Raw genomic sequence first — 19,782 nt, 5'->3', positions numbered from 1 at the left:
AATGCAAACGATTTTGCTCATAGACGACGAACATAGAATGCTCGATTTACTTGGCTTGTTTTTGGAGCCCCATGGATTCAACTGTATAAAAGCAAATACGGGCGAAAAAGGATTGGAAATCGTAAAGGAAGAAAAGGTCGATATTGTTTTATTGGATGTGATGATGCCCGACATGGATGGTTGGGACGTGTGCAAGAAAATACGGGAGCTCTCGACCATTCCGGTAATTATGCTAACAGCAAGGACAGACAAAGCGGACATTGTAAAAGGCCTAGAATTCGGGGCGGATGATTATATCACGAAGCCTTTTGATGAGAGGGAACTAGTGGCGAGAGTGAATGCACTACTACGACGCACTTCAAGTGAAATCGCAGGGAACAGCAATACGGTGTATGGAGATTTCATGTTGAATCGGGACTCTTATTCATTACATTATAAAAACTCGGAAGTACAGCTGACCTTGAAGGAGTTTTATATTACTGAGGCATTAATCACTCACCCGAAAAGGACATTTACACGTGAACAACTTTTACGCACAGCATGGGACTATAACACATTCACAGATATCCGAACGGTCGACTCGCATATCCGGAATTTAAGGGAGAAACTCAAAGTTGCGGGTTTTCCGATTAATGACTTCCTATTAACGGTCTGGGGAATCGGTTATAAATGGAACTGAAGGAGATGAAAGTGATGAAAAAAATCGCAAAATATATTGGCATGGCGGGCATAATCACAATTTTGTCCGCATGCAATGCGACTAAGGATAATTCCTTTGCATTTGGGGATTTGGAAAACAGTAAAATTGATCATCTACATGGCCTCGGGTATATAAATGGTGGTCCTGAAGTGGTCATTTCAACTCATGAAGGGCTCTATGCCTATGGTGAAGATGGCTGGAAAGAGGCTAATAGCGAAAAGCACGATTATATGGGTTTCCAAGCGGTCCGTGAAGGATTCTTTTCAAGCGGCCATCCTGAGACAGGCTCCAAACTTAAAAATCCACTCGGACTCGTAAAAAGTACGGACCGTGGTGCGAGCTTTAAAAAATTGGCGTTTTACGGTGAAATTGACTTTCATTACATGGGGGTCGGGTATGAGTCAAATGCCATTTATGCATTGAATGAAATGCCGACAAAAGATATGCCGGCGGGTCTTCATTATTCACTCGATGAGGGAGAATCATGGAAGGAAGCTACAATGAAAGGATTCGATTCCAAGTTCATCTCAAATATAGCCGTACATCCTACACAGGAGAAAATGGTTGCGATTGGAAGTAAGGACGGATTATTTCTTTCGCAAAATTATGGAGAAAGTTTTGTTCTATTTAATGCAGCAATGGTAACGTTTGTAACTTTAACTGAAACAGGTGGTTTGTACGGAAGTTATTATAATGAAATAGTCAGGCTTAACTCGTTTCAGTTTGAAGAAAAAATAGAAATGGAAATTCCACTACCAAATGAAATCGCGCCTATTATTTTTATCGCGATTAATCCAGAAAATCAGCAGGAAATTGTAATTGCTACATTTACGAATGACATTTATAGAACAACAGACGAAGGAGTAAATTGGGAAACCCTTGCTAAAAATGGAGAGCTGCTAAAATGAATTAAGGTCGGTGATTTCCAATGTATGGATTTTTGTCGAAAATTAGTAATATTATCACGGAGCCTGTAACTGGCCTAATTAATTCTTATGCAGATTTCCCACTTATGGTCGCATTACTGTTAGGAGTGGTTGGTGCTGTTGCTCCTTGTCAGTTGACAGGGAATATGAGTGCCATCACTCTATACGGCAATCGTACTGTTCAATTCAAAACAGACTGGCTCGAAATTTTTGCTTTTGTTGCAGGAAAGGTTGTAGTTTTCACCACATTTGGCCTTTTAGCATGGGGGTTCGGTCAAACGTTCGAATCCAAGATTACGGAGTATTTTCCGCTTTTCCGTAAAGCGATCGGTCCGCTGATTGTTTTTACTGGGCTTGTACTATTAGGAGTATTGAAACTGAGAGTCTTTCATCGTCTGAGTTTACATATACCGGTACGATTGCGAGAAGGGAAACTGGGCTCCTTTTTGTTAGGCGCGAGTTTTTCACTTGCATTTTGTCCAACAATGTTTGTTTTGTTTTTCGTTTGGCTGATGCCACTCGTTTCCTCAACCTCATATGGTCTCGTACTCCCCGCTGTTTTTGGAATTGCAACGTCATTTCCCCTCATCCTATTATTCCTGATTATATGGCTATTTGAGACAGACCGCCGAATCATGAGGAAGAGCGTGAAAATTGGCAAGGTCATTCAGCGATTAGCTGGGTTTCTGCTGGTGCTGATAGGAATGTTTGACACAATCACTTATTGGGGGATGTAAGGAATTGTTTTCTTCAATATAAGGAGTGTTCATATATGTTCACAGATCTGAATTTGTTATTAGCATTCGGAGCGGGTCTTCTTAACTTCATATCACCTTGTACATTACCGCTTTATCCGGCTTTCATTTCTTATATCACAGGCATGTCATTGGACGAATTAAAATCGGATAAAGTGAAAGTTAGAAAAAGCGGTATGATACACACGATTTTGTTCTTAATAGGTTTTTCAATCATTTTCATATTTCTCGGATTTAGTTCGTCTTTCGTAGGGACTTTCTTTATCCAATATCAAGATCTGCTGCGACAAATTGGTTCCATTTTCATCATTATTTTCGGGTTGATGATTATCGGTCTATTTACACCGGCATTCCTAATGAAGGAGAAAAAACTTCACTTTAAAAATCGCCCAGCTGGCTATTTTGGCACATTGCTTATAGGACTTGCGTTTGCAGCAGGGTGGACGCCATGTACCGGTCCGATTACAGGGGCTGTCTTCATGCTTGCATCCCAAAATCCGGGCTCAGGCGTGTGGTATATGATTGCCTATGTTCTTGGATTTGCAATTCCGTTTTTCATACTTTCCATTTTCATTACACGTGTTAAGTGGATTCAAAAATATAGCCGAACAATTACAAAAGTCGGAGGTTACATCATGATTGCACTCGGGATTCTACTGTTCTTTGATGGATTGACGTTCATTATCGCGTGGTTGAGTCCGTTTTTTGGAGATTTCATGGGGTTTTAACATCAAATTAAAATCTTTTAAGGAGTAATCGATAAATGAGTAAAATAAAATGCCAATGCGGCCATGACAACCCATTTGGCACAGTTCTTTGTGAGCAGTGCGGACGACCTCAGACTGAAGAAGCGAAAAAAAGTAATCTGATCGACATGCGGTATGAAGGATCAGCAAGAAGATCACAAACATATAAACGATCGATTGTTGATAAAGTATGGAATTTCTTTTCTAGTGTTAAGGTAGGAATTAGTATTATTATTGCCGTCCTTGCGACATCGACAATAGGTACAATTTTTCCGCAGAAATTATTTGTTCCGGCAACGACGGAGTCTGCTATCTTTGAGTATTACGAAAAGCATTATGGTTTTGCCGGAACCCTTTATTACAAACTTGGATTTTATGATATGTACAATAGCTGGTGGTTCATCACACTGATTGGGATGCTTGGTACTTCTATCATCATTGCGAGTGTTGACAGAGTTTTTCCACTCTACAAATCATTGAAAAAGCAACGCACGAAACGGCATACTTCCTTTTTGAAGAAGCAAAGGATCTATGCTGAAGGGATAGTAACTGATTCAAATAGTTCACTTGTAAAAGCAGAGGAAAAGCTTAAAGAGCTTCGTTACAATGTTAAGACAGAAGAGGGAGCGCTACTGGCGGAGAAAGGCCGGTTTTCCAGATGGGGTCCTTATGTCAATCATACAGGATTGATCATCTTCCTATTTGCCGTTCTATTACGAACCCTGCCTGGTTTTTATGTCGATGAACAGATTTGGCTACGCGATGGTGAGACACGTGCCATCCCAGGCGTACCAGGATATTACTTGAAGAACAATAAGTTTATTATAGAGACTTATTCCAAGGAAGAAGACGCTACATTTGGTCAAGCGATAGATCGCGTTGGGACAATCGTGAAAAATTACCAATCAGACGTAACCTTATATAAGGATGCGGAAGGCGGTCTACCAGGTCAGTCAGATAAGATGGAATTTGTAAAAGATTACTCCATTGTTGTTAATAAACCACTTAGCTTTGAGGGGTTCAATGTATACCAGATGGACTACCGGCTAGATGAATTAAAATCGATGACATTCCAGTTGACTGAAAAGAAAACAGATAAGTCATTTGGCGAATTTACGGTTGATCTTCTCAATCCAGAGCGTTTATATGAATTGAACGAGGGAACGACTGTTGAACTAAAAGAATTCTATCCGGATTATGGTGGGATTGAAGACGGAGAACCGGTGACTAAATCACCGATCCCAAACAATCCAGCATTCATATTTAAAATGGTAACCCCTTCCAACCCGGAAGGTGAAATTAGTTTTGTGGCTATCCGTCAGACGCTCGAGACAGAGGTGAATGATTATAAAGTGAATTTTGTTAGCGCCGAAACACGGGATATTACAGGCCTCGTAGTGCGGAAAGACAAAACACTTTATATACTGCTCCTAGGGGGTATTATTTTCATGATTGGCGTTGCCCAAGGCTCCTATTGGAACCATCGGAGAGTATGGATTCAAAAAGGTGAAGGAAATGAACTTTTCCTTGCGGGCCATACGAATAAAAACTGGTTCGGCTTAAAAAAGGAGCTCGATAAAGTGAAAGACTACGCTGACTTACCACAATATGAAGATAGGCAAAACAATGAGTTTGATAAAGAAGAAATGAAGGGGGACAAGTACTAATGCAATTAGCATCTTTAAGTGGTAACTTACTGTTCATTTCATTCATCGCGTATCTTGTCGCTACGCTGTTCTTTGGTGGGGCGGTAAAAGGTGCGAAAACGCAAGAGTCCTATGAAAATAATCGATGGGGAAAAATTGCGATCGGTATAACGATAGTTGGATTCATTACCCATCTAGGTTATTTCATTACGCGGTGGATCGCTTCTGCTCATGCGCCCGTTAGTAATATGTTTGAATTTATTACCGCATTTGCAATGATGGTTGTTGGCGCGTTCATCTTACTATTTTTCCTTTACCGAACACCATCACTTGGATTGTTTGCGTTACCGTTGGCAGTAGTGATGATCGGGTACGCGAGTATGTTCCCGAGGGAGCTTTCGCCATTAATTCCAGCGTTGCAAACATACTGGTTGACGATTCACGTTATAACGGCGGCAATTGGTGAGGCTATCCTCGCAATTAGTGCGGTTGCCGGTCTCGTCTTTCTATTGAAAAACGTTGACCTCACAAAAAGATCCAAACAACGTTTTTGGTTGGAGTCAGTAATGTTCACTCTCATGCTTGTCGTAGGGTTCATCTTGTCATCTTCGACTTTTGCGATAATGGGGTATGAAGCAGAATTCACGTATATTAATAAAAATGAACAACCAGCTCGAATTGTTTATCAGTATCCGCCATTATTTGGGATGAATGAGTATGAATCGCTTTCTCCCGACAAGATGACGCCGCTAGCCGAAATGCCGGCAATCGTCAATGCGAAGACCCTTACAACATTCGTCTGGTCAGTGGCAACAGGGATAGTCCTTTATTTATTACTTAGACTTATTTTACGTCGTCCGATTGCAACATTGTTCCAGCCGTTCGCAAAAAAAGCGAATTCCCAAACCATGGACGAAATAGGCTACAGATCCGTCTTGATTGGATTCCCTGTATTTACACTAGGCGCCCTTGTTTTCGCAATGATATGGGCCCATGAAGCATGGTCCAGATTTTGGGGATGGGATCCGAAAGAGGTATGGGCGCTCATTACGTGGTTATTCTATGCTGCCTATTTGCATCTAAGGCTCTCCCGAGGATGGGAAGGTGAGAAATCTGCTTGGCTTGCGGTCATCGGATTCATTATCATTATGTTCAATTTAATTGCGGTTAACTTAATTATCGCGGGCTTGCACTCGTACGCATAAGCAATAAAGAATCAAATAATGAGACGGGAGGTTGATGTATGGTTAATTTACTTGCTATAAACCCAGTTGCGTTTTCATTAGGACCAATAGATATACGTTGGTATGGAATTTTGATTACACTTGGTATCGTCCTCGCATACGTTGTCGTTCAAAAGGAGATGGTAAGGCGAGGGATGCATTCTGATTTTCTTACCGATCTACTGATTTGGGCTGTTCCAATTTCGATTATTAGTGCCAGAATATATTATGTGATTTTTTCTTGGGAGCATTATAAAGAAAACCTTGGACAAATCATTCAAATTTGGGAAGGCGGCATTGCTATTCATGGTGCCTTAATTGGTGCTTTGATAACTACGTACGTTTATACAAAACATAGAGGAATCTCTTTCTGGAAAACTGCGGATATTGCTGCACCGGGTCTTTTGATTGGCCAAATTATAGGACGGTGGGGTAATTTCATTAATCAGGAAGCACATGGAGGACCCGTTTCGGAGAGATTCCGCGAAATGACAATTATTCCGGATTGGATCATCAATCAAATGACCATTGAAGGCGTAACCTATTATCCAACATTTCTTTACGAATCATCTTGGAACATTGTTGGTTTGATCATCATTATCCTATTGCGTAAAGTGAACTTGAAGCGTGGCGAAATGTTCTTATTTTATGTCGTTTGGTATTCCGTCGGACGTTTTTATATCGAAGGGATGCGGACGGATAGTTTATATGTCATAGATGAGCTTCGGGCGGCACAACTTGTGTCTGTTGTTGCCATTGTAGTTGGGCTGGTCTTGTTTATCAGTAGACGTTATGTCCAGAAAATTGATATGAATTATAATGATTAACGAGTGAACCACTATAGTAAATAAATTGATGCCCATTCGAAAAATCGAATGGGCATCTTTTAAAACCAAATTTATTCTGAATCTAAATTGCCTTATCAATTGATGAAATCAGCCTACGTTCAATGTCTTCGGCCATTGCCTGAATTTCATCATTTTGGATCATCTGGATTAAAGATGTTGGTTTTGGCAGACCGATTTTTGTTGTTCCCTTGTCCTCATAAACGACAATCTTACATGGTAGAAAATATCCGACGAGCAAATTTTCAGAAAGTACGCGTTGTGCTTCTTTAGGATTACATACTTCTAATACCGTATATAGTGTCTCAAAATCCATCCCTTTTTCTTTTAACTTGGCAGTTAAATCAAGTTTCCACAGAACTCCGAAGTTGTCCTCTCGCAAACTGTCCTCCACAGCTCTAACAGCGTCATCCAAACTTTTTGACGTCTTAACAGTATAATCAAACATATACCTGTCACCTCCATATAAGCAATTCATTTGTAGGCTACCCTTTTGAATCAAATCTAAACTGAATCTTCTTGTATCATCCTAAAGTAGACACAACGGTCTACAACGATTCTAGATATTAAATGCTTATAAGCAGTCCTGTCATTCTTATCCATTATAGTTTCAATAGACGGGCGTTTATCGCAACGATAACTGTACTTAATGACATTAAAATTGCACCGACTGCTGGGCTTAGAACAATGCCGATAGGGTATAAAACACCAGCTGCTAATGGAATTGCGGCAATATTATAGCCAGCAGCCCACCACAAGTTTTGTGTCATCTTACGGTAGGTAGCCCTTGAAAGTTTAATAATATTGACAACATCAAGCGGATTGCTTTTCACAAGAACAACATCGGCGGTTTCAATGGCTACATCAGTACCTGCGCCTACAGCAATGCCTAGATCCGCTTTGGCAAGAGCGGGTGCGTCGTTTACGCCATCTCCAGTCATTGCAGCTCGAAGATGCTCAACTTGTTGGATATGCTCTATCTTTTCGGATTTCTGGTGTGGAAGAACCTCAGCAAAAATTTCCTCCATTCCGAGTTGCGCACCTACATAATGCGCTACCTTTTCATTATCACCCGTAAGCATGATTGATTTTACATTCATTTCTTTTAACTGATTGACTGCGTCTATAGCAGTTTCGCGGACGATATCCGCAAGTGCAATTATCCCGGCAAGTTTTTTGTCAATCAGCGTGAAAACCACTGTTTTTCCTTCCGAAGACCACTGATCAAATTGCACTTTATCGAATGTAAGGTTCAACTCTCTCACATACCCAGGACTGACGACCATAACGTGTTTTCCATCTACTGTCCCTTCCAACCCTTTTCCGGTCAACGATTGAAAATTTTCCACCCGTTGAAGAGGGAGATTCATCTCTTCTGCTTTCCTAGTTACACCTTTCGCAAGGGGGTGTTGGGATTGTGCTTCTACTGCAGCTGCATAAGAAATGACATTTTCTTCACTAAAGTCCCCAAATGTAAAGATGTTCGTTACACCGAATTCACCTTTTGTTAGTGTGCCGGTTTTATCGAAAACGATGGCTTCAATATTTCGAGCACCTTCAAAAGCGGCCCGATTTCGGATGAGAAGTCCATTTTTTGCTGCAATCGATGTTGAAACTGCTACAACCAATGGAGCTGCCAACCCTAAAGCATGCGGACAAGCGATGATTAAAACCGTCACCATTCTTTCCATGGCAAATGAAACGGAATATCCTAGTGAAATCCAAATTATGAACGTAATCAGTCCAGCAGCGAGTGCACCGTAAAACAACCACTTCGCAGCACGGTTGGCAAGGTCCTGTGCGCGCGATTTTGATTCTTGTGCTTCCTTCACTAAGGTGATTACTTGTGAAAGATACGTCTCACTTCCGGTTTTCATGACTGAGATAACTAAGGAGCCTTCCCCATTAATCGATCCACCAATCGCCTCTAATCCAGCTTCTTTTTCCACAGGAACCGATTCACCCGTAAGCATCGACTCATCAATAGTCGATTTACCTTCAAGTATCGTTCCGTCAACCGGTACCTTCTCACCAGGCTTGACGAGTACATGATCCCCTTGTTTCAATTCAGTTACATCAACCTCTTTAATATTTCCATCGGCATCGATTAGGTGTGCTTCTGAAGGCATCAGTTTTGCTAACTCTTCCAATGCCTTTGAAGCCCCCATGACAGAACGCATTTCAATCCAATGGCCAAGTAGCATAATGTCGACTAAAGTAGCAAGTTCCCAGAAAAAATCATTTTCTGCATAGCCGAAAACTGCCGCTGTACTATAAACATAGGCAACCGTAATCGCCAAAGTAATTAATGTCATCATTCCAGGGTTTCTACTTTTTAACTCGTCCTTAGCTCCAACAAGAAATGGCCAACCACCATAAAAAAATACGAAAGAGGATAGCGCGAAAAGAATATACATATCCCCTGTAAAACGCCAGTCGACGTTTAAAAACATTTGAATCATTGGCGACAAAATTAAGATAGGGATTGTGACAATGAGCGAAATATAGAAACGTCTTTTGAAATCTTCTACCATATGTGCGTGGTGATCGTGATGCCCGTGATGCCCTTGATGTTCTTCATGGGAATGATGGTCATGTTGAACATGGTGATGCTCTGATGCAGAATGTTTTTCCGGTTTGTGGTGATGATGTGAGTGATTCGACACATCATTACCTCCTTTCATGTCTAATTTTCAGTATGTGTTAATTATACCCAATAAATATGCAAGGATTATGCAATACTTGCCACGCGAAAATTCTAACTGCACATTAATCATTTTGAGTGGTTTTAATGCATACCCTTATAAGGTATATTGCCGGCGTAATGATATATAAACAACCATAATTTTACAATTGGGGTGGAGGATCAATGGGGGATTATCAATTTTTTGTACTAAGTTCTCTCGGTTTGTTAACATTCATAGTCGTCATATCGGCTGCGATACTGAAAAAAAAGCTAGGGATAATGCATGGAATGATCATTTCAATGTTCTATGGTATGAATGTAGGTTTGACTGCGGGTGTCCTATTAGGTGTAACTTATCAAGGCGACTTATTCCTTTCAACAATCCTTTCAATGGCCATTGGTGTTTTAGCGGGCTCGTTATGTGGAGTGTGTTTTGGAACTCTTTCTGTAGTAGAGGGATTTATGGCTGGGTTAATGGGTGGCATGATGGGGGCGATGGTTGGAGAGATGATTCGTGTAGACCAGTCAATCAATCTTATTCAAATTTTCTTGCTTTTATCCGTCAGCACGCTGTTTATTATTCCAATTTTAAAAACTGCAAAAGACTCAAAGGTAAGTACAAAAAAATGGATGTTAAAGCCGCTGACGCTGGCCGCTTTTACAGTCCTTATAGTTATAGGTGGAGATTCAATTGCAGAAAGATTTGAGGATCAAAAATCGGGGCAGACTAAGCCGGCTGAAAGCCATCAAAGGAAAGGGCAAACAGTTGTATTGGAAACCGCCAATATGAAGTACTCCAAAAGTCTAGTTGTCGTAGAGAAAGACATACCAATTACATTAACGCTTAAAAACATGGACGACATTGAACATGATATCGAAATCCGTAGTACCGCTATTAAATTGATAAGTGAATCTCTACATAATCATGGGGAGAATAAAAACATGCTACATCTACATGCTACACCTGAAAGCACGGAGACACTTTCATTTACCATAACTGAATCAGGGGTTTATGAATTTTATTGTACAATTCCAGGACATAAAGAATTAGGGATGGTTGGCCAATTTATTGTGAGCTGAATGGAACAAGAAGGAGGAATGCAGTGAAAAGGGCTGTAGGTATTCTAATAGCAATATTAATTATCAGTGGATTGATTGTTAGGATCGTGAAGTCTGATACAGCGATAAATGAACAAAACAATTTAGTTCAAACTGGGTATGAAGAATCAGGAATAGAGTCCGGACTTGAAAAAGGAAATGTACCACCGAATTTCGAATTGACTACGCTTTCGGGGGATAAAGTAAAGTTGACGGATTATAAAGGAAAAATAGTTATCCTTAATTTTTGGGCATCATGGTGCGGGCCATGTAAGGTTGAGATGCCGTATATGCAAAAGTATTATGAAAGGAATAAGGGTACTGCAAATGTGGAAATCATCGCAGTCAATATGACGTCGGAAGAGAGAGGAGGGAGCAGCGGTATTAAGAAGTTTGTCGATGAGTATGGTTTAACCTTCCCTATTCTGTTAGATAATGACGGGAAAGTAATGGACATGTATAATATAATAACGATTCCAAACACTTATATAATTGACAAAGATGGGTTAATCAATCAAAAGATCATGGGGCCAATGAATGAGGAGATGATAAACGAACTTGTTAAGAAATTAAGTGTTAAATAAGTAGCCATTGAATGTGATACTCTTTTTAATCAAAACGCCTAATTTTCCTTAAGAAATTCGGATGACAAGGAGAAAAACATTAAATAAAACAGCATTTTGGGACACAATTCGCATACGGATTGATGTTCCTATTTTTGTTGTTACATAATGTGTTTGAAAAGCTATATTACCCACATCTCAGGATAATGAAGAATCTAGTGTGGGGTTGAAAAAAAGCTGGAGATAGCTTCAAAGGGCTCTATTACAAACGTTTATCCAACATAAAGGGATTTATTTGGTATAAGGTTTGTCAAGTTTTTGGTGTCTCTTTTGGAAATAGGTAAACCCCGTCTTGATTATTCATCAAAACGGGATTATCAATCTCATGCCAAAAATTTATTAGTTGAAGTCAAATATGGAAAAGGGTAATTGATCATTTGCATACTCTTTTAAAGAGCAATTTCTTGTTTAATACGTTCTACCCCGAAACGATTTACGAATTTGTAAAATGGCTCTCTCTTCTTACCATTTTCCACATAGAAGTCAATCACTTTATCGACGGCGCTGTATAACTCCTCTGGTTGCACCTGCTCTAGAAAAAGTGCGCCTGTTTTCGCGTAAGCACCTTTTGCATTCCCACCGATATACAAGTCATATCCATTCCGTGATTTGATGACACCAATGTCATTGACGAGTGGTTCTCCGCATCCAATTGGGCAGCCGGTATAGGCAGGTCGAAGTGTAAAAGGAACAGGCCTTCCCGCAATACGGTTATTCAGCTCGATTGCGACAGGCATGCCTTCTTCCTCTGCCCCTTTGCAAAAATTGCAATGGCGCAAGCTTTTTACATAATTTCCGACCCGATAGCACGATATTCCGACCTCGCTAAATTTCATTTGAATAAGGTCAACGTCACGTTCTAATACTTCAATATATAATTGTTGAAATGTCGTTAACTCCAACTCTTGATCTCCCAAAATGTCAGCAAGGACCAATAATTGTTTAGCATTTAACTTAGCACCGAAAGAAATCCCGCCATTGACCGCTAATTTTACTTTTTTCTCAGTTTGCATGTTGATATAACACACCTTCCTTTAAAAGTTCTGACGTTTAAATGTTACAATACCTGGGAAGGGTATGCAAGAAGTAGATTTAATAATGAAGATCAAAATGGTCTGCTCATCTGAACGACGATCCAATTTCATGCTGAGTGAAACCCGAAGCGTTGGGAAGCCATCATCACCATTAAGACAGTCAGTCTATGGCAGCAATACTGCTTCGGTCACTGATATTTTTGTATGGAATCAGATATTTTATATACTACACGGATGTATATTATGATGTGAACAACTCATTTTTACTTCTGTAAAAGATTAACGAAGCGGAATGATGGGTATGTATTTTTTGTAAACCTTATACCCCTATGTTGTATATAAGGTTGTGTTCTGGGAGTTATAAACGTGATCGAAATAAAAGATCATTACTATTGGAAGCTTTTTTGGGGACTTTAACAGAAATAGCCCTTTTGGTATGGCGCGGGATGCCAAATCTGATGAATTGACACCTAATTTATCAACAAAGGAGGACTCGTCCTGATAATTCTAAAACCTGATCGATGAACATGGCCTGCTCCTTAAGAGATCGCTCTACAACTGTGTAGATTTTAGGCTAAGAGGCAATATGTTTTGTCGCACAGCATCTAATCTAGGAATGATTACATCTAGCGTAGTTTCCACTTTCAAAGGGGGTCAGAAGTTGAATCGCATAAATGAAAAAATTAACATGCCGGAAACAAACAAAGGGCGCATAAAAATTATTATGGTGCTGGCAATTCCTGCAGTTATCGAAAATTTCTTTCAGACATTTGTCGGCTTTGTAGATACATACTTTGTGTCAAAAATTGGCTTGGTTGAAGTTACGGCTGTTGGAGTAACCAATGCAGTATTAGCCATATATTTTGCTCTATTTATGGCGATTGGGGTAGCAGCCAACGTCAGGATTACAAACTATCTTGGTGCGAAACAACTAGAGAAAGTCAGGCATATATCGCAGCAATCCATCGTTCTTGCAGCGGTATTCGGTATATTAATGGGAATCCTTACATTGTTTTTTGCTGAACCACTATTGAAATTGATGGGGATAGATGCTGAGGTTCTTGAGGCAGGTTCCCTTTATTTTAGAATTGTGGGAATCCCTTCGATTCTTATGAGTTTCATGTTTGTATTAAGTGCGATTTTACGTGGGGTCGGGGATACTAAAACACCAATGAAAATCAGTATTGTAATCAACATTGTCAATGCAGTTTTGGATTATGTTCTTATTTTTGGATTTTTATTCATACCTGAGATGGGTATTGTAGGGGCAGCATTAGCAACGGTTATCGCACGATTGATTGGCAGCATTGCATTATTCTACTATGTTAACCGGGTTAAAACACTTGCCTTCCGAAGAGATTACTGGAGTCTGGATAAGACTCATTTGATTGAACTTACAACACTTGGCACCCCTGCTGCTGGCGAAAGGCTTATTATGCGTGCCGGGCAGATTGTCTACTTCGGTTTTGTCGTTGCCCTTGGAACAAATGCCTTTGCGGCCCACCAAATTGCAGGCAATGTAGAGATATTTTCCTACATGATTGGCTATGGGTTTGCTACTGCTGCAACAATCTTGGTTGGTCAGCAAATCGGTGGGGGTAACTTTGAAGAAGCTAAGCATTATGCAAAATTATCAACTTATATCGCAGTGGGTGCAATGACCATTCTCGGTGCCACGCTTTTCTTCCTTGGCGATTGGGCTGGTAGTTTTTTCACAGAAGACCAGCAAGTAATTGGAGATATAGGCATTGCTTTGAAAATCTCGGGTATATTCCAGCCATTTTTAGCAGTTCTATTGGTGCTAACAGGTGCATTTCAGGGTGCAAATAACACGAAAATTCCAATGTATCTAACCGGTCTTGGGATGTGGGCCGTGAGGACTGTACTTGTTTATTTCCTTGGAATCAAACTTGGCTGGGGGCTTGCGGGAGTATGGATAGCGATAGGAACCGATATCGCATTCCGTGCAATAGTGATGATAATCCAATTCAAGCGCGGAAAGTGGATAGCTATTGAAAAAGCGCCAGAACCCGAATCACATTGTCACCCTCAAACAACAAAGGAAAACATGTCGTGCTGTGCAAACAATTATTAGCCATATGCATACAGATCCATTGCCGTTTTTGTCTAGCACAAAGGATAAAAACAAAAACGAGGTTATGTGGAGATCCATGCGCATCGTATATAGCATCATCACCTCGGCTAGTATTATCTAACGATTACCACGTAGCGTGTCCTTGTCTGTTTGAAGATTCAAGTATCAAATAAATATGGTTTAACGTTGTGTCAAAAAATATTTTAGGCGCTAAGACAGCGGGTCAAACCGTTGATTCATTAACATTTAAGAGGGAGGAATTTCAGATGGATCATCACACTGAACATCACCACGCAGTTACTGGAGAAAGTGAATTGACAACAAGTGTCTCGTACGAAGATGGCGTTATTACAATCGAATTGAAAGACAATGAAGGCAACGTACCTGAATTAGGAATCTCCCATGAAAAAGAGATGCACTTAATTATTATAAGAGCTGATCTACAAGAGTATTACCATGGTCATCCTGAAAAACATGGTGGTGGCATCTATACGTTGCGAAAAGAGCTATCGGATAACGAATACAAAGTATTTGTAGATATCGCACCAAAAAATCTATCCTACGCGGTCTCGCCAATCAATCTTCATGTTGGACACGCTCATCAGCTTGGCCACACTTCAAATGATTTAGCTGTTGATCAAGAACGAACACAAACAGTAGATGGCCGTTCGGTTGAGATAAACGCTACTACGTTTGAAGCGGGTCAGGTCATCATTTTGCAATTCGATACGAAAGGCGAAGTGCCGGAACCATACTTAGGGGCTTTAGACCATGTCGTAATTTTAGATGAAAATGCCGAAAAATTTATTCATGTACATCCAGCATCAGATAATGAAACACAATTTGATGCAGTCATAACGGAAGCCGGCAAGTACAAGTTATGGGCAGAGTTCCAATTTAATGGCAAGGTATCTGTTTATTCATATGTCATCGAGGTAAAATAAATGCTTTTGAGGTTTATCCTAAAATAAATAGGAGCATTCCTGTTAGAAGTTTTTTCGGGGACTTGAACACAAAAAGCCCTCTTGGTATGATGCGGGGTGTCAAATCTGCACGAATTGACCCCTAATTTAATACCAAGGAGGACTCATCATGAATTTTACGCAAAACGCTAAAATTAATCAAGTCACCGATAAAACGCTAGTCATTGGGATGGATATCGCCAAACGCACACATTATGCGTGCATGGTCGATGAACGTGGCCTGCTCCTTAAGAAATCGTTTCCTGTCTACCAATCGAGACAAGGATTCGAATACTTCTATGAATGCATTCTCGACGCCAAGAGACAATTTGGCAAAACCGATGTCATTATCGGCATCGAGCCGACCGGCCACTACTGGCTCAACCTAGCTTACTTTCTCGACGATCGGGGCATCCCCCTCGTCGTGTGTAATCCAATGCATGTAAAGAAATCCAAGGAGCTTGACGACAACCTCCAGACGAAGAACGACGCTAAAGATGCCCTCGTCATCGCCCGATTAGTGAAAGACGGTCGATACAGTTATCCGCGTATCTTGAAAGAGACGGAGGCTGAGCTGCGTGTCGGTGCGACACTTAGAGGTAATCTCACCGAAGAAATGAACACTGTGAAAAACAAGATAATTCGCTGGACGGATCGCTATTTTCCAGAGTTTCAACAAGTGTTTCCTAACTTCGGTAAAATGGCACTCGCCGTACTGGAATGTACACCATTCCCAGTCGACGTAGCGGGTAAAGAGCCAATTGAACTGGTTGAGATCTATCGGCAGGTCGAGGGACTGAAGTCCCCTCAGATACCGAAAGCTAGGAAACTCATTGATTCAGCGCTTATTTCCATTGGCGTAACAGAAGGACATACGATGGCCCGTATTGAGATCACCACACTTGTCCAACGTTATCGCCAACTTGAAAAAGAGCTAAAGTCCCTTCAAGAAAGACTGACTGAACTCATTCAGATGACGGTTGAGTATGAGTATCTCCAAACAGTTCCCGGTCTTGGGGACGTAACCATTATCGATCTACTATCCGAAGTCGGCAGTTTCGCCCATTATGACCATCCACGCCAACTACTCAAACTCGCGGGATTGACACTCAGGGAGAATTCTTCAGGACAACACAAAGGACAGAAACGCATATCAAAAAGAGGAAGAAGCCAGCTACGTGCGCTGCTCTTCCGAGTCATGATGCCGATGATCCGGCATAACAAGGCATTTAGACAACTGCACGAGTATTACACAACAAGGCAAGTGAACCCATTACGGAAAAAACAGTCCATTGTAGTTCTCTGTGGAAAACTACTGAAAGTACTGCACGCAATCTGTACGAAGCATATGGCATTTGATGCCAAGCAAATGATGAGGGACATTCCCAAGCTCGAAAGAGCTGCCTAAGCATTATATTTTGAGTGAATGACTAGAAAATTGGATGACACGGAGAAGCCGGCATTATATTTTTCCATCAGACCAGTGAGTCCCTATAGGAGCTTCGCCAGCCTCCGCCTTATGACTAGACCGAACGAAGGAATGTAGGTGCTTAAGACGCCAAGAGACATGGGAGGGTACGTCATCATAAGCAATGCGGAGATCCATAGTGCATCGTATATGGAATTATTACCGCAACCAATATTATCCAGCGGTAACCGCGTAGCGTACCCAAGGTGGATTGAATATTCAAAGATCAAACTAGAAAGTTACACAGTGTGTTGAAAAAAATATTTTTTGACACCCTTACAACGGGTTGAACCGTTGATACATCAACATTTATAGAGGGAGGAAGAATATATGAAGAATGCTCAGTTTGAACTTTATACAAGACCGACATGTTCAGATTGCCAAGAGGCAAAAACATTTTTGGCAGAACATAATATTCCCTATATTGGCTACGACTTATCGGTTGAACCGGAGAAAGAGAAAGAGCTCATTAAAGTAAGTGGCTCGCGGGTTGTCCCAGCATTCGTATTCAAAGAAAAATCATTTCTAGGATTGAGAACCAAGCCGAAAGTATTGATTGGATTCGAAAGAAATGAAGAAGAAATAAAAAAGTTGTTGACTATGTAGTGTGGTGGTCACTGTCGATACAAGATCATTGCACTCCCAAGAAGTAAGTTCTAATTTAGGGATACGGGGTATAAAAGAAATTGGGGGGTGTGATCATATGTCAGAATCGACAAAGAAAACCGGCCAACCGAATAAGCAACAGGCTTAACTAGAAGGTGTTACATCTTCTTCTTTTTTCAAATCTTCATACCCCGAGATAGTATTGGAGGGATATAAATGGCAACTGCAGATCAACGGAATACATGTGCTGCGTGTGCAAACCGTATGGAAAAGGGTTTATCTAAAATTGAAGGTGTTGAAAAAGCAAATGTCAACTTTGCTTTGGAAAGTTCGGCAATCGTATATGACCCAGAAAAACAAATGTGATTTTACGGCACGTATCGAAAAGCTAGGATATGGCGTCATTCAAGATAAAGTTGAATTCGAATGTTTTGGTTGTAGTATTGGAAGTCATTTCATTAAATTTGAGCATGAAAGGGATGAACTGTTCCACCCATCATTCCCATGCCGCTATCATTGGAAATTCCCCATATTTCTGTGTCATGAAGATTTACCTCTTCATCAATTCGATAAATATTCATTTGCCTTCCATTAATGTTTACTCCTGGCCACATGCCTTGGAAAATAAATTCGCGTGTTTTAATAGCGTTTGCTGGATTTATTTTTTCAATCGTCGTTAATTCTTTTGGAATATAGTACTTTTTTTCTTCGAAGATAATAAAATGCCCAGTAAAATTTACTGGGCATTTCAGACTGTAGACAAACTCCGGAAATTTGGGGTTTGCCTACAGTCTTTTTTCTTTTACAATAGAGTAAACGCCAGGAAAAGTTGATTTCCGCTGCGGATGGACGCTTTCCGCGGGCACGGCCTCAGCCGCTTCCCTCGCTACGCTCAGTCCAGGGTCTTCGGCTCGTGCTGTTCCCGCAGGAGTCGCCTCCTCCGCTCCAATCAACTGGATACCTGTTGAACATTTATTTGAGGTGATGGACATGATGACGAAGAACCAGATTAATGAACGCGAACAGTTGGAGATGCTCACGATTGAGCAGTTGGTGCCGCAAGATCATTTAGTGCGGAAACTGGACGCGACAATCGACTTTTCGTTTATCTATCCACTCGTCGAGGATTTGTATTCACCCATCGGTCGTCCCAGTATCGATCCTGTGGTCTTAATCAAGATGACATTCATCCAATATACCTTCGGCATCCGCTCCATGCGGCAGACCATTAAAGAAATCGAAACGAACGTGGCATACCGCTGGTTCCTTGGCTTCGGTTTTCATACCGAAGTTCCCCATTTCTCCACGTTCGGAAAAAAATATATTCGCCGATTCGCAGAGACGGATTTGTTTGAACAGATTTTCTACCGGGTCTTGAAAGTAGTAGCTGATAGAGGGTTATTGAGCCCCGACCACGTCTTCATCGATTCTACTCACGTAAAGGCAAGCGCAAATAAGCGGAAGTTCCAAAAGAAAGTCGTTCGGAAAGAGACCAAAGCGTATGAAAAGAAACTGCAGGAAGAATTGAATATCGACCGCGTGGAAAATGGGAAGAAGCCATTTCCGCCGGAGAAGTTTGAGAAGGAAGAGTACAAGGAGATCAAGGAATCCACGACGGACCCGGAAAGCGGCTACTATGTAAAAGATGAACGGACCAAGCAATTCGCTTATTCCTTCCATGCAGCTACAGACGAGAAAGGATTCGTGCTGGCAAACATCGTGACGCCAGGTAATATCCACGATAGTCAGCTGCTTGAGCCATTGGTAGAAAAAATTATTGATCAAGTCGGAAGACCGGTTGCCGTTGCTGCCGACGCTGCCTACAAGACACCAGCTATCGCGAATTACCTGTTGGAAAATCAGATGCTTCCCGTTCTTCCGTATAAGCGGCCAATGACGAAGAAAGAGTTCTTCAAGAAAAGTGAGTACGTCTATGATGAATACCATGATTGCTATCTCTGTCCGGAAGGGCAGATCTTGAACTACCGCACCACCACGAAAGAAGGGTATCGACAGTATGCCTCTGAACCTGCCATCTGTGCAGCCTGCCCGGTCATCGACCAGTGTACGCACAGTCAGAATCGTCAGAAGATGATCCAGCGACACATCTGGCAAGACCACTTGGATATAGCGGAAGATTTAAGGCATCATCATGAAATCAAAGAAATCTACGGCAAGCGTAAAGAAACGATCGAGCGTGTATTTGCGGATGCCAAAGAAAAGCATGGCATGCGATGGACTACCCAACGAGGGTTGAAAAAATTGTCCATGCAGGCGATGCTAACTTTTGCTGCCATGAATTTGAAGAAGTTGGCCAATTGGACATGGAATACGCCAATCACGGCGTAAACCAGAGGAGTATCCGAGCC

At 41.2% G+C, this 19,782-nt stretch carries 18 protein-coding genes; 15 read left to right on the top strand and 3 right to left on the bottom strand.

The window, feature by feature from the left end; genetic code table 11:
- Position 1: 1 nt before the first annotated feature.
- The 7 genes from SporoP33_RS04400 to lgt are packed head-to-tail and all read left to right on the top strand — an operon-like array spanning position 2 to position 6,823.
- The gene (locus SporoP33_RS04400) at positions 2-679 is read left to right on the top strand and encodes a response regulator transcription factor (RefSeq protein WP_081242605.1); all 678 of its coding nucleotides are present in this window, start codon (positions 2-4) and stop codon (positions 677-679) included.
- A gap of 14 nt (positions 680-693) precedes the next feature.
- A complete protein-coding gene (locus tag SporoP33_RS04395; protein WP_081244749.1) occupies positions 694-1,608 on the top strand; it encodes a F510_1955 family glycosylhydrolase in 915 nt (304 codons plus the stop codon).
- A 20-nt stretch (positions 1,609-1,628) separates the two neighbouring features.
- The gene (locus SporoP33_RS04390; RefSeq protein ID WP_081242604.1) at positions 1,629-2,363 is read left to right on the top strand and encodes an urease accessory protein UreH domain-containing protein; all 735 of its coding nucleotides are present in this window, start codon (positions 1,629-1,631) and stop codon (positions 2,361-2,363) included.
- Between the two features lie 35 nt (positions 2,364-2,398).
- Complete coding sequence (locus tag SporoP33_RS04385) at positions 2,399-3,109, top strand: cytochrome c biogenesis protein CcdA (protein ID WP_081242603.1); 711 nt, start codon at positions 2,399-2,401, stop codon at positions 3,107-3,109.
- A gap of 35 nt (positions 3,110-3,144) precedes the next feature.
- A complete protein-coding gene (locus SporoP33_RS04380; protein WP_081242602.1) occupies positions 3,145-4,794 on the top strand; it encodes a cytochrome c biogenesis protein ResB in 1,650 nt (549 codons plus the stop codon).
- Complete coding sequence (gene ccsB / locus SporoP33_RS04375) at positions 4,794-5,978, top strand: c-type cytochrome biogenesis protein CcsB (protein ID WP_081242601.1); 1,185 nt, start codon at positions 4,794-4,796, stop codon at positions 5,976-5,978. Before SporoP33_RS04380 ends, ccsB begins: the two co-directional genes overlap by 1 nt.
- Positions 5,979-6,016: 38 nt before the next feature.
- The gene (lgt, locus tag SporoP33_RS04370; protein ID WP_081242600.1) at positions 6,017-6,823 is read left to right on the top strand and encodes a prolipoprotein diacylglyceryl transferase; all 807 of its coding nucleotides are present in this window, start codon (positions 6,017-6,019) and stop codon (positions 6,821-6,823) included.
- 82 nt (positions 6,824-6,905) lie between these two features.
- On the opposite strand, the gene SporoP33_RS04365 is transcribed toward lgt, so the two are convergent.
- Together SporoP33_RS04365 and SporoP33_RS04360 are read right to left on the bottom strand one after the other, a co-directional pair.
- Positions 6,906-7,289, bottom strand: coding sequence for a DUF302 domain-containing protein (locus tag SporoP33_RS04365; protein WP_081242599.1), 384 nt, complete (start codon positions 7,287-7,289; stop codon positions 6,906-6,908).
- Positions 7,290-7,443: 154 nt separating this feature from the next.
- Positions 7,444-9,525: a heavy metal translocating P-type ATPase gene (locus SporoP33_RS04360; protein ID WP_196796851.1), complete on the bottom strand. Its 2,082-nt coding sequence runs from the start codon at positions 9,523-9,525 to the stop codon at positions 7,444-7,446.
- Positions 9,526-9,710: 185 nt separating this feature from the next.
- Between SporoP33_RS04360 and SporoP33_RS04355 the strand changes: the two genes are divergently transcribed.
- The gene (locus tag SporoP33_RS04355) at positions 9,711-10,607 is read left to right on the top strand and encodes a plastocyanin/azurin family copper-binding protein (protein WP_081242597.1); all 897 of its coding nucleotides are present in this window, start codon (positions 9,711-9,713) and stop codon (positions 10,605-10,607) included.
- A gap of 23 nt (positions 10,608-10,630) precedes the next feature.
- Entirely contained in the window at positions 10,631-11,209 is a 579-nt protein-coding gene (locus SporoP33_RS04350) for a peroxiredoxin family protein (RefSeq protein WP_081242596.1), read from the top strand.
- A gap of 428 nt (positions 11,210-11,637) precedes the next feature.
- On the opposite strand, the gene SporoP33_RS04345 is transcribed toward SporoP33_RS04350, so the two are convergent.
- On the bottom strand, positions 11,638-12,261 hold the full coding sequence (locus SporoP33_RS04345; protein ID WP_081242595.1) for a nitrite/sulfite reductase domain-containing protein: 624 nt from the start codon (positions 12,259-12,261) through the stop codon (positions 11,638-11,640).
- Between the two features lie 709 nt (positions 12,262-12,970).
- On the opposite strand from SporoP33_RS04345, the gene SporoP33_RS04340 reads away from it, so the two are divergent.
- From SporoP33_RS04340 to SporoP33_RS04310, 6 genes are all read left to right on the top strand, one after another.
- Complete coding sequence (locus SporoP33_RS04340) at positions 12,971-14,377, top strand: MATE family efflux transporter (protein ID WP_155961395.1); 1,407 nt, start codon at positions 12,971-12,973, stop codon at positions 14,375-14,377.
- A 266-nt stretch (positions 14,378-14,643) separates the two neighbouring features.
- Positions 14,644-15,321: a hypothetical protein gene (locus SporoP33_RS04335; RefSeq protein ID WP_081242594.1), complete on the top strand. Its 678-nt coding sequence runs from the start codon at positions 14,644-14,646 to the stop codon at positions 15,319-15,321.
- 148 nt (positions 15,322-15,469) lie between these two features.
- Positions 15,470-16,747 (top strand): IS110 family RNA-guided transposase, encoded by a 1,278-nt coding sequence (locus SporoP33_RS04330; RefSeq protein WP_081242563.1) that lies wholly within the window; start codon positions 15,470-15,472, stop codon positions 16,745-16,747.
- Positions 16,748-17,137: 390 nt separating this feature from the next.
- Complete coding sequence (locus tag SporoP33_RS04325; RefSeq protein WP_081242593.1) at positions 17,138-17,413, top strand: glutaredoxin family protein; 276 nt, start codon at positions 17,138-17,140, stop codon at positions 17,411-17,413.
- Positions 17,414-17,629: 216 nt separating this feature from the next.
- Positions 17,630-17,779, top strand: a complete 150-nt coding sequence (locus SporoP33_RS04320) for a cation transporter (RefSeq protein ID WP_369821957.1) — start codon at positions 17,630-17,632, stop codon at positions 17,777-17,779.
- Between the two features lie 624 nt (positions 17,780-18,403).
- Positions 18,404-19,762, top strand: a complete 1,359-nt coding sequence (locus SporoP33_RS04310) for an IS1182 family transposase (RefSeq protein ID WP_081242592.1) — start codon at positions 18,404-18,406, stop codon at positions 19,760-19,762.
- Positions 19,763-19,782 lie beyond the last annotated feature (20 nt).

Origin of the sequence: Sporosarcina sp. P33, from assembly GCF_002077155.1 — a bacterium.
Classification (GTDB): domain Bacteria; phylum Bacillota; class Bacilli; order Bacillales_A; family Planococcaceae; genus Sporosarcina.
The sequence above is the reverse complement of the archived record's forward strand: the minus strand, read 5'-3'. Positions and strand labels throughout refer to the sequence as shown.

Excerpts from the sequence above, each read along its gene's own strand:
- SporoP33_RS04400 (WP_081242605.1), top strand. The coding sequence starts at position 2 with ATGCAAACGATTTTGCTCATAGACGACGAACATAGAATGCTCGATTTA.
- SporoP33_RS04395 (WP_081244749.1), top strand. The coding sequence starts at position 694 with ATGAAAAAAATCGCAAAATATATTGGCATGGCGGGCATAATCACAATT.
- SporoP33_RS04390 (WP_081242604.1), top strand. The coding sequence starts at position 1,629 with ATGTATGGATTTTTGTCGAAAATTAGTAATATTATCACGGAGCCTGTA.
- SporoP33_RS04385 (WP_081242603.1), top strand. The coding sequence starts at position 2,399 with ATGTTCACAGATCTGAATTTGTTATTAGCATTCGGAGCGGGTCTTCTT.
- SporoP33_RS04380 (WP_081242602.1), top strand. The coding sequence starts at position 3,145 with ATGAGTAAAATAAAATGCCAATGCGGCCATGACAACCCATTTGGCACA.
- ccsB (WP_081242601.1), top strand. The coding sequence starts at position 4,794 with ATGCAATTAGCATCTTTAAGTGGTAACTTACTGTTCATTTCATTCATC.
- lgt (WP_081242600.1), top strand. The coding sequence starts at position 6,017 with ATGGTTAATTTACTTGCTATAAACCCAGTTGCGTTTTCATTAGGACCA.
- SporoP33_RS04365 (WP_081242599.1), bottom strand. The coding sequence starts at position 7,289 with ATGTTTGATTATACTGTTAAGACGTCAAAAAGTTTGGATGACGCTGTT.
- SporoP33_RS04360 (WP_196796851.1), bottom strand. The coding sequence starts at position 9,525 with ATGAAAGGAGGTAATGATGTGTCGAATCACTCACATCATCACCACAAA.
- SporoP33_RS04355 (WP_081242597.1), top strand. The coding sequence starts at position 9,711 with ATGGGGGATTATCAATTTTTTGTACTAAGTTCTCTCGGTTTGTTAACA.
- SporoP33_RS04345 (WP_081242595.1), bottom strand. The coding sequence starts at position 12,261 with ATGCAAACTGAGAAAAAAGTAAAATTAGCGGTCAATGGCGGGATTTCT.
- SporoP33_RS04340 (WP_155961395.1), top strand. The coding sequence starts at position 12,971 with ATGCCGGAAACAAACAAAGGGCGCATAAAAATTATTATGGTGCTGGCA.
- SporoP33_RS04335 (WP_081242594.1), top strand. The coding sequence starts at position 14,644 with ATGGATCATCACACTGAACATCACCACGCAGTTACTGGAGAAAGTGAA.
- SporoP33_RS04330 (WP_081242563.1), top strand. The coding sequence starts at position 15,470 with ATGAATTTTACGCAAAACGCTAAAATTAATCAAGTCACCGATAAAACG.
- SporoP33_RS04325 (WP_081242593.1), top strand. The coding sequence starts at position 17,138 with ATGAAGAATGCTCAGTTTGAACTTTATACAAGACCGACATGTTCAGAT.
- SporoP33_RS04320 (WP_369821957.1), top strand. The coding sequence starts at position 17,630 with ATGGCAACTGCAGATCAACGGAATACATGTGCTGCGTGTGCAAACCGT.
- SporoP33_RS04310 (WP_081242592.1), top strand. The coding sequence starts at position 18,404 with ATGATGACGAAGAACCAGATTAATGAACGCGAACAGTTGGAGATGCTC.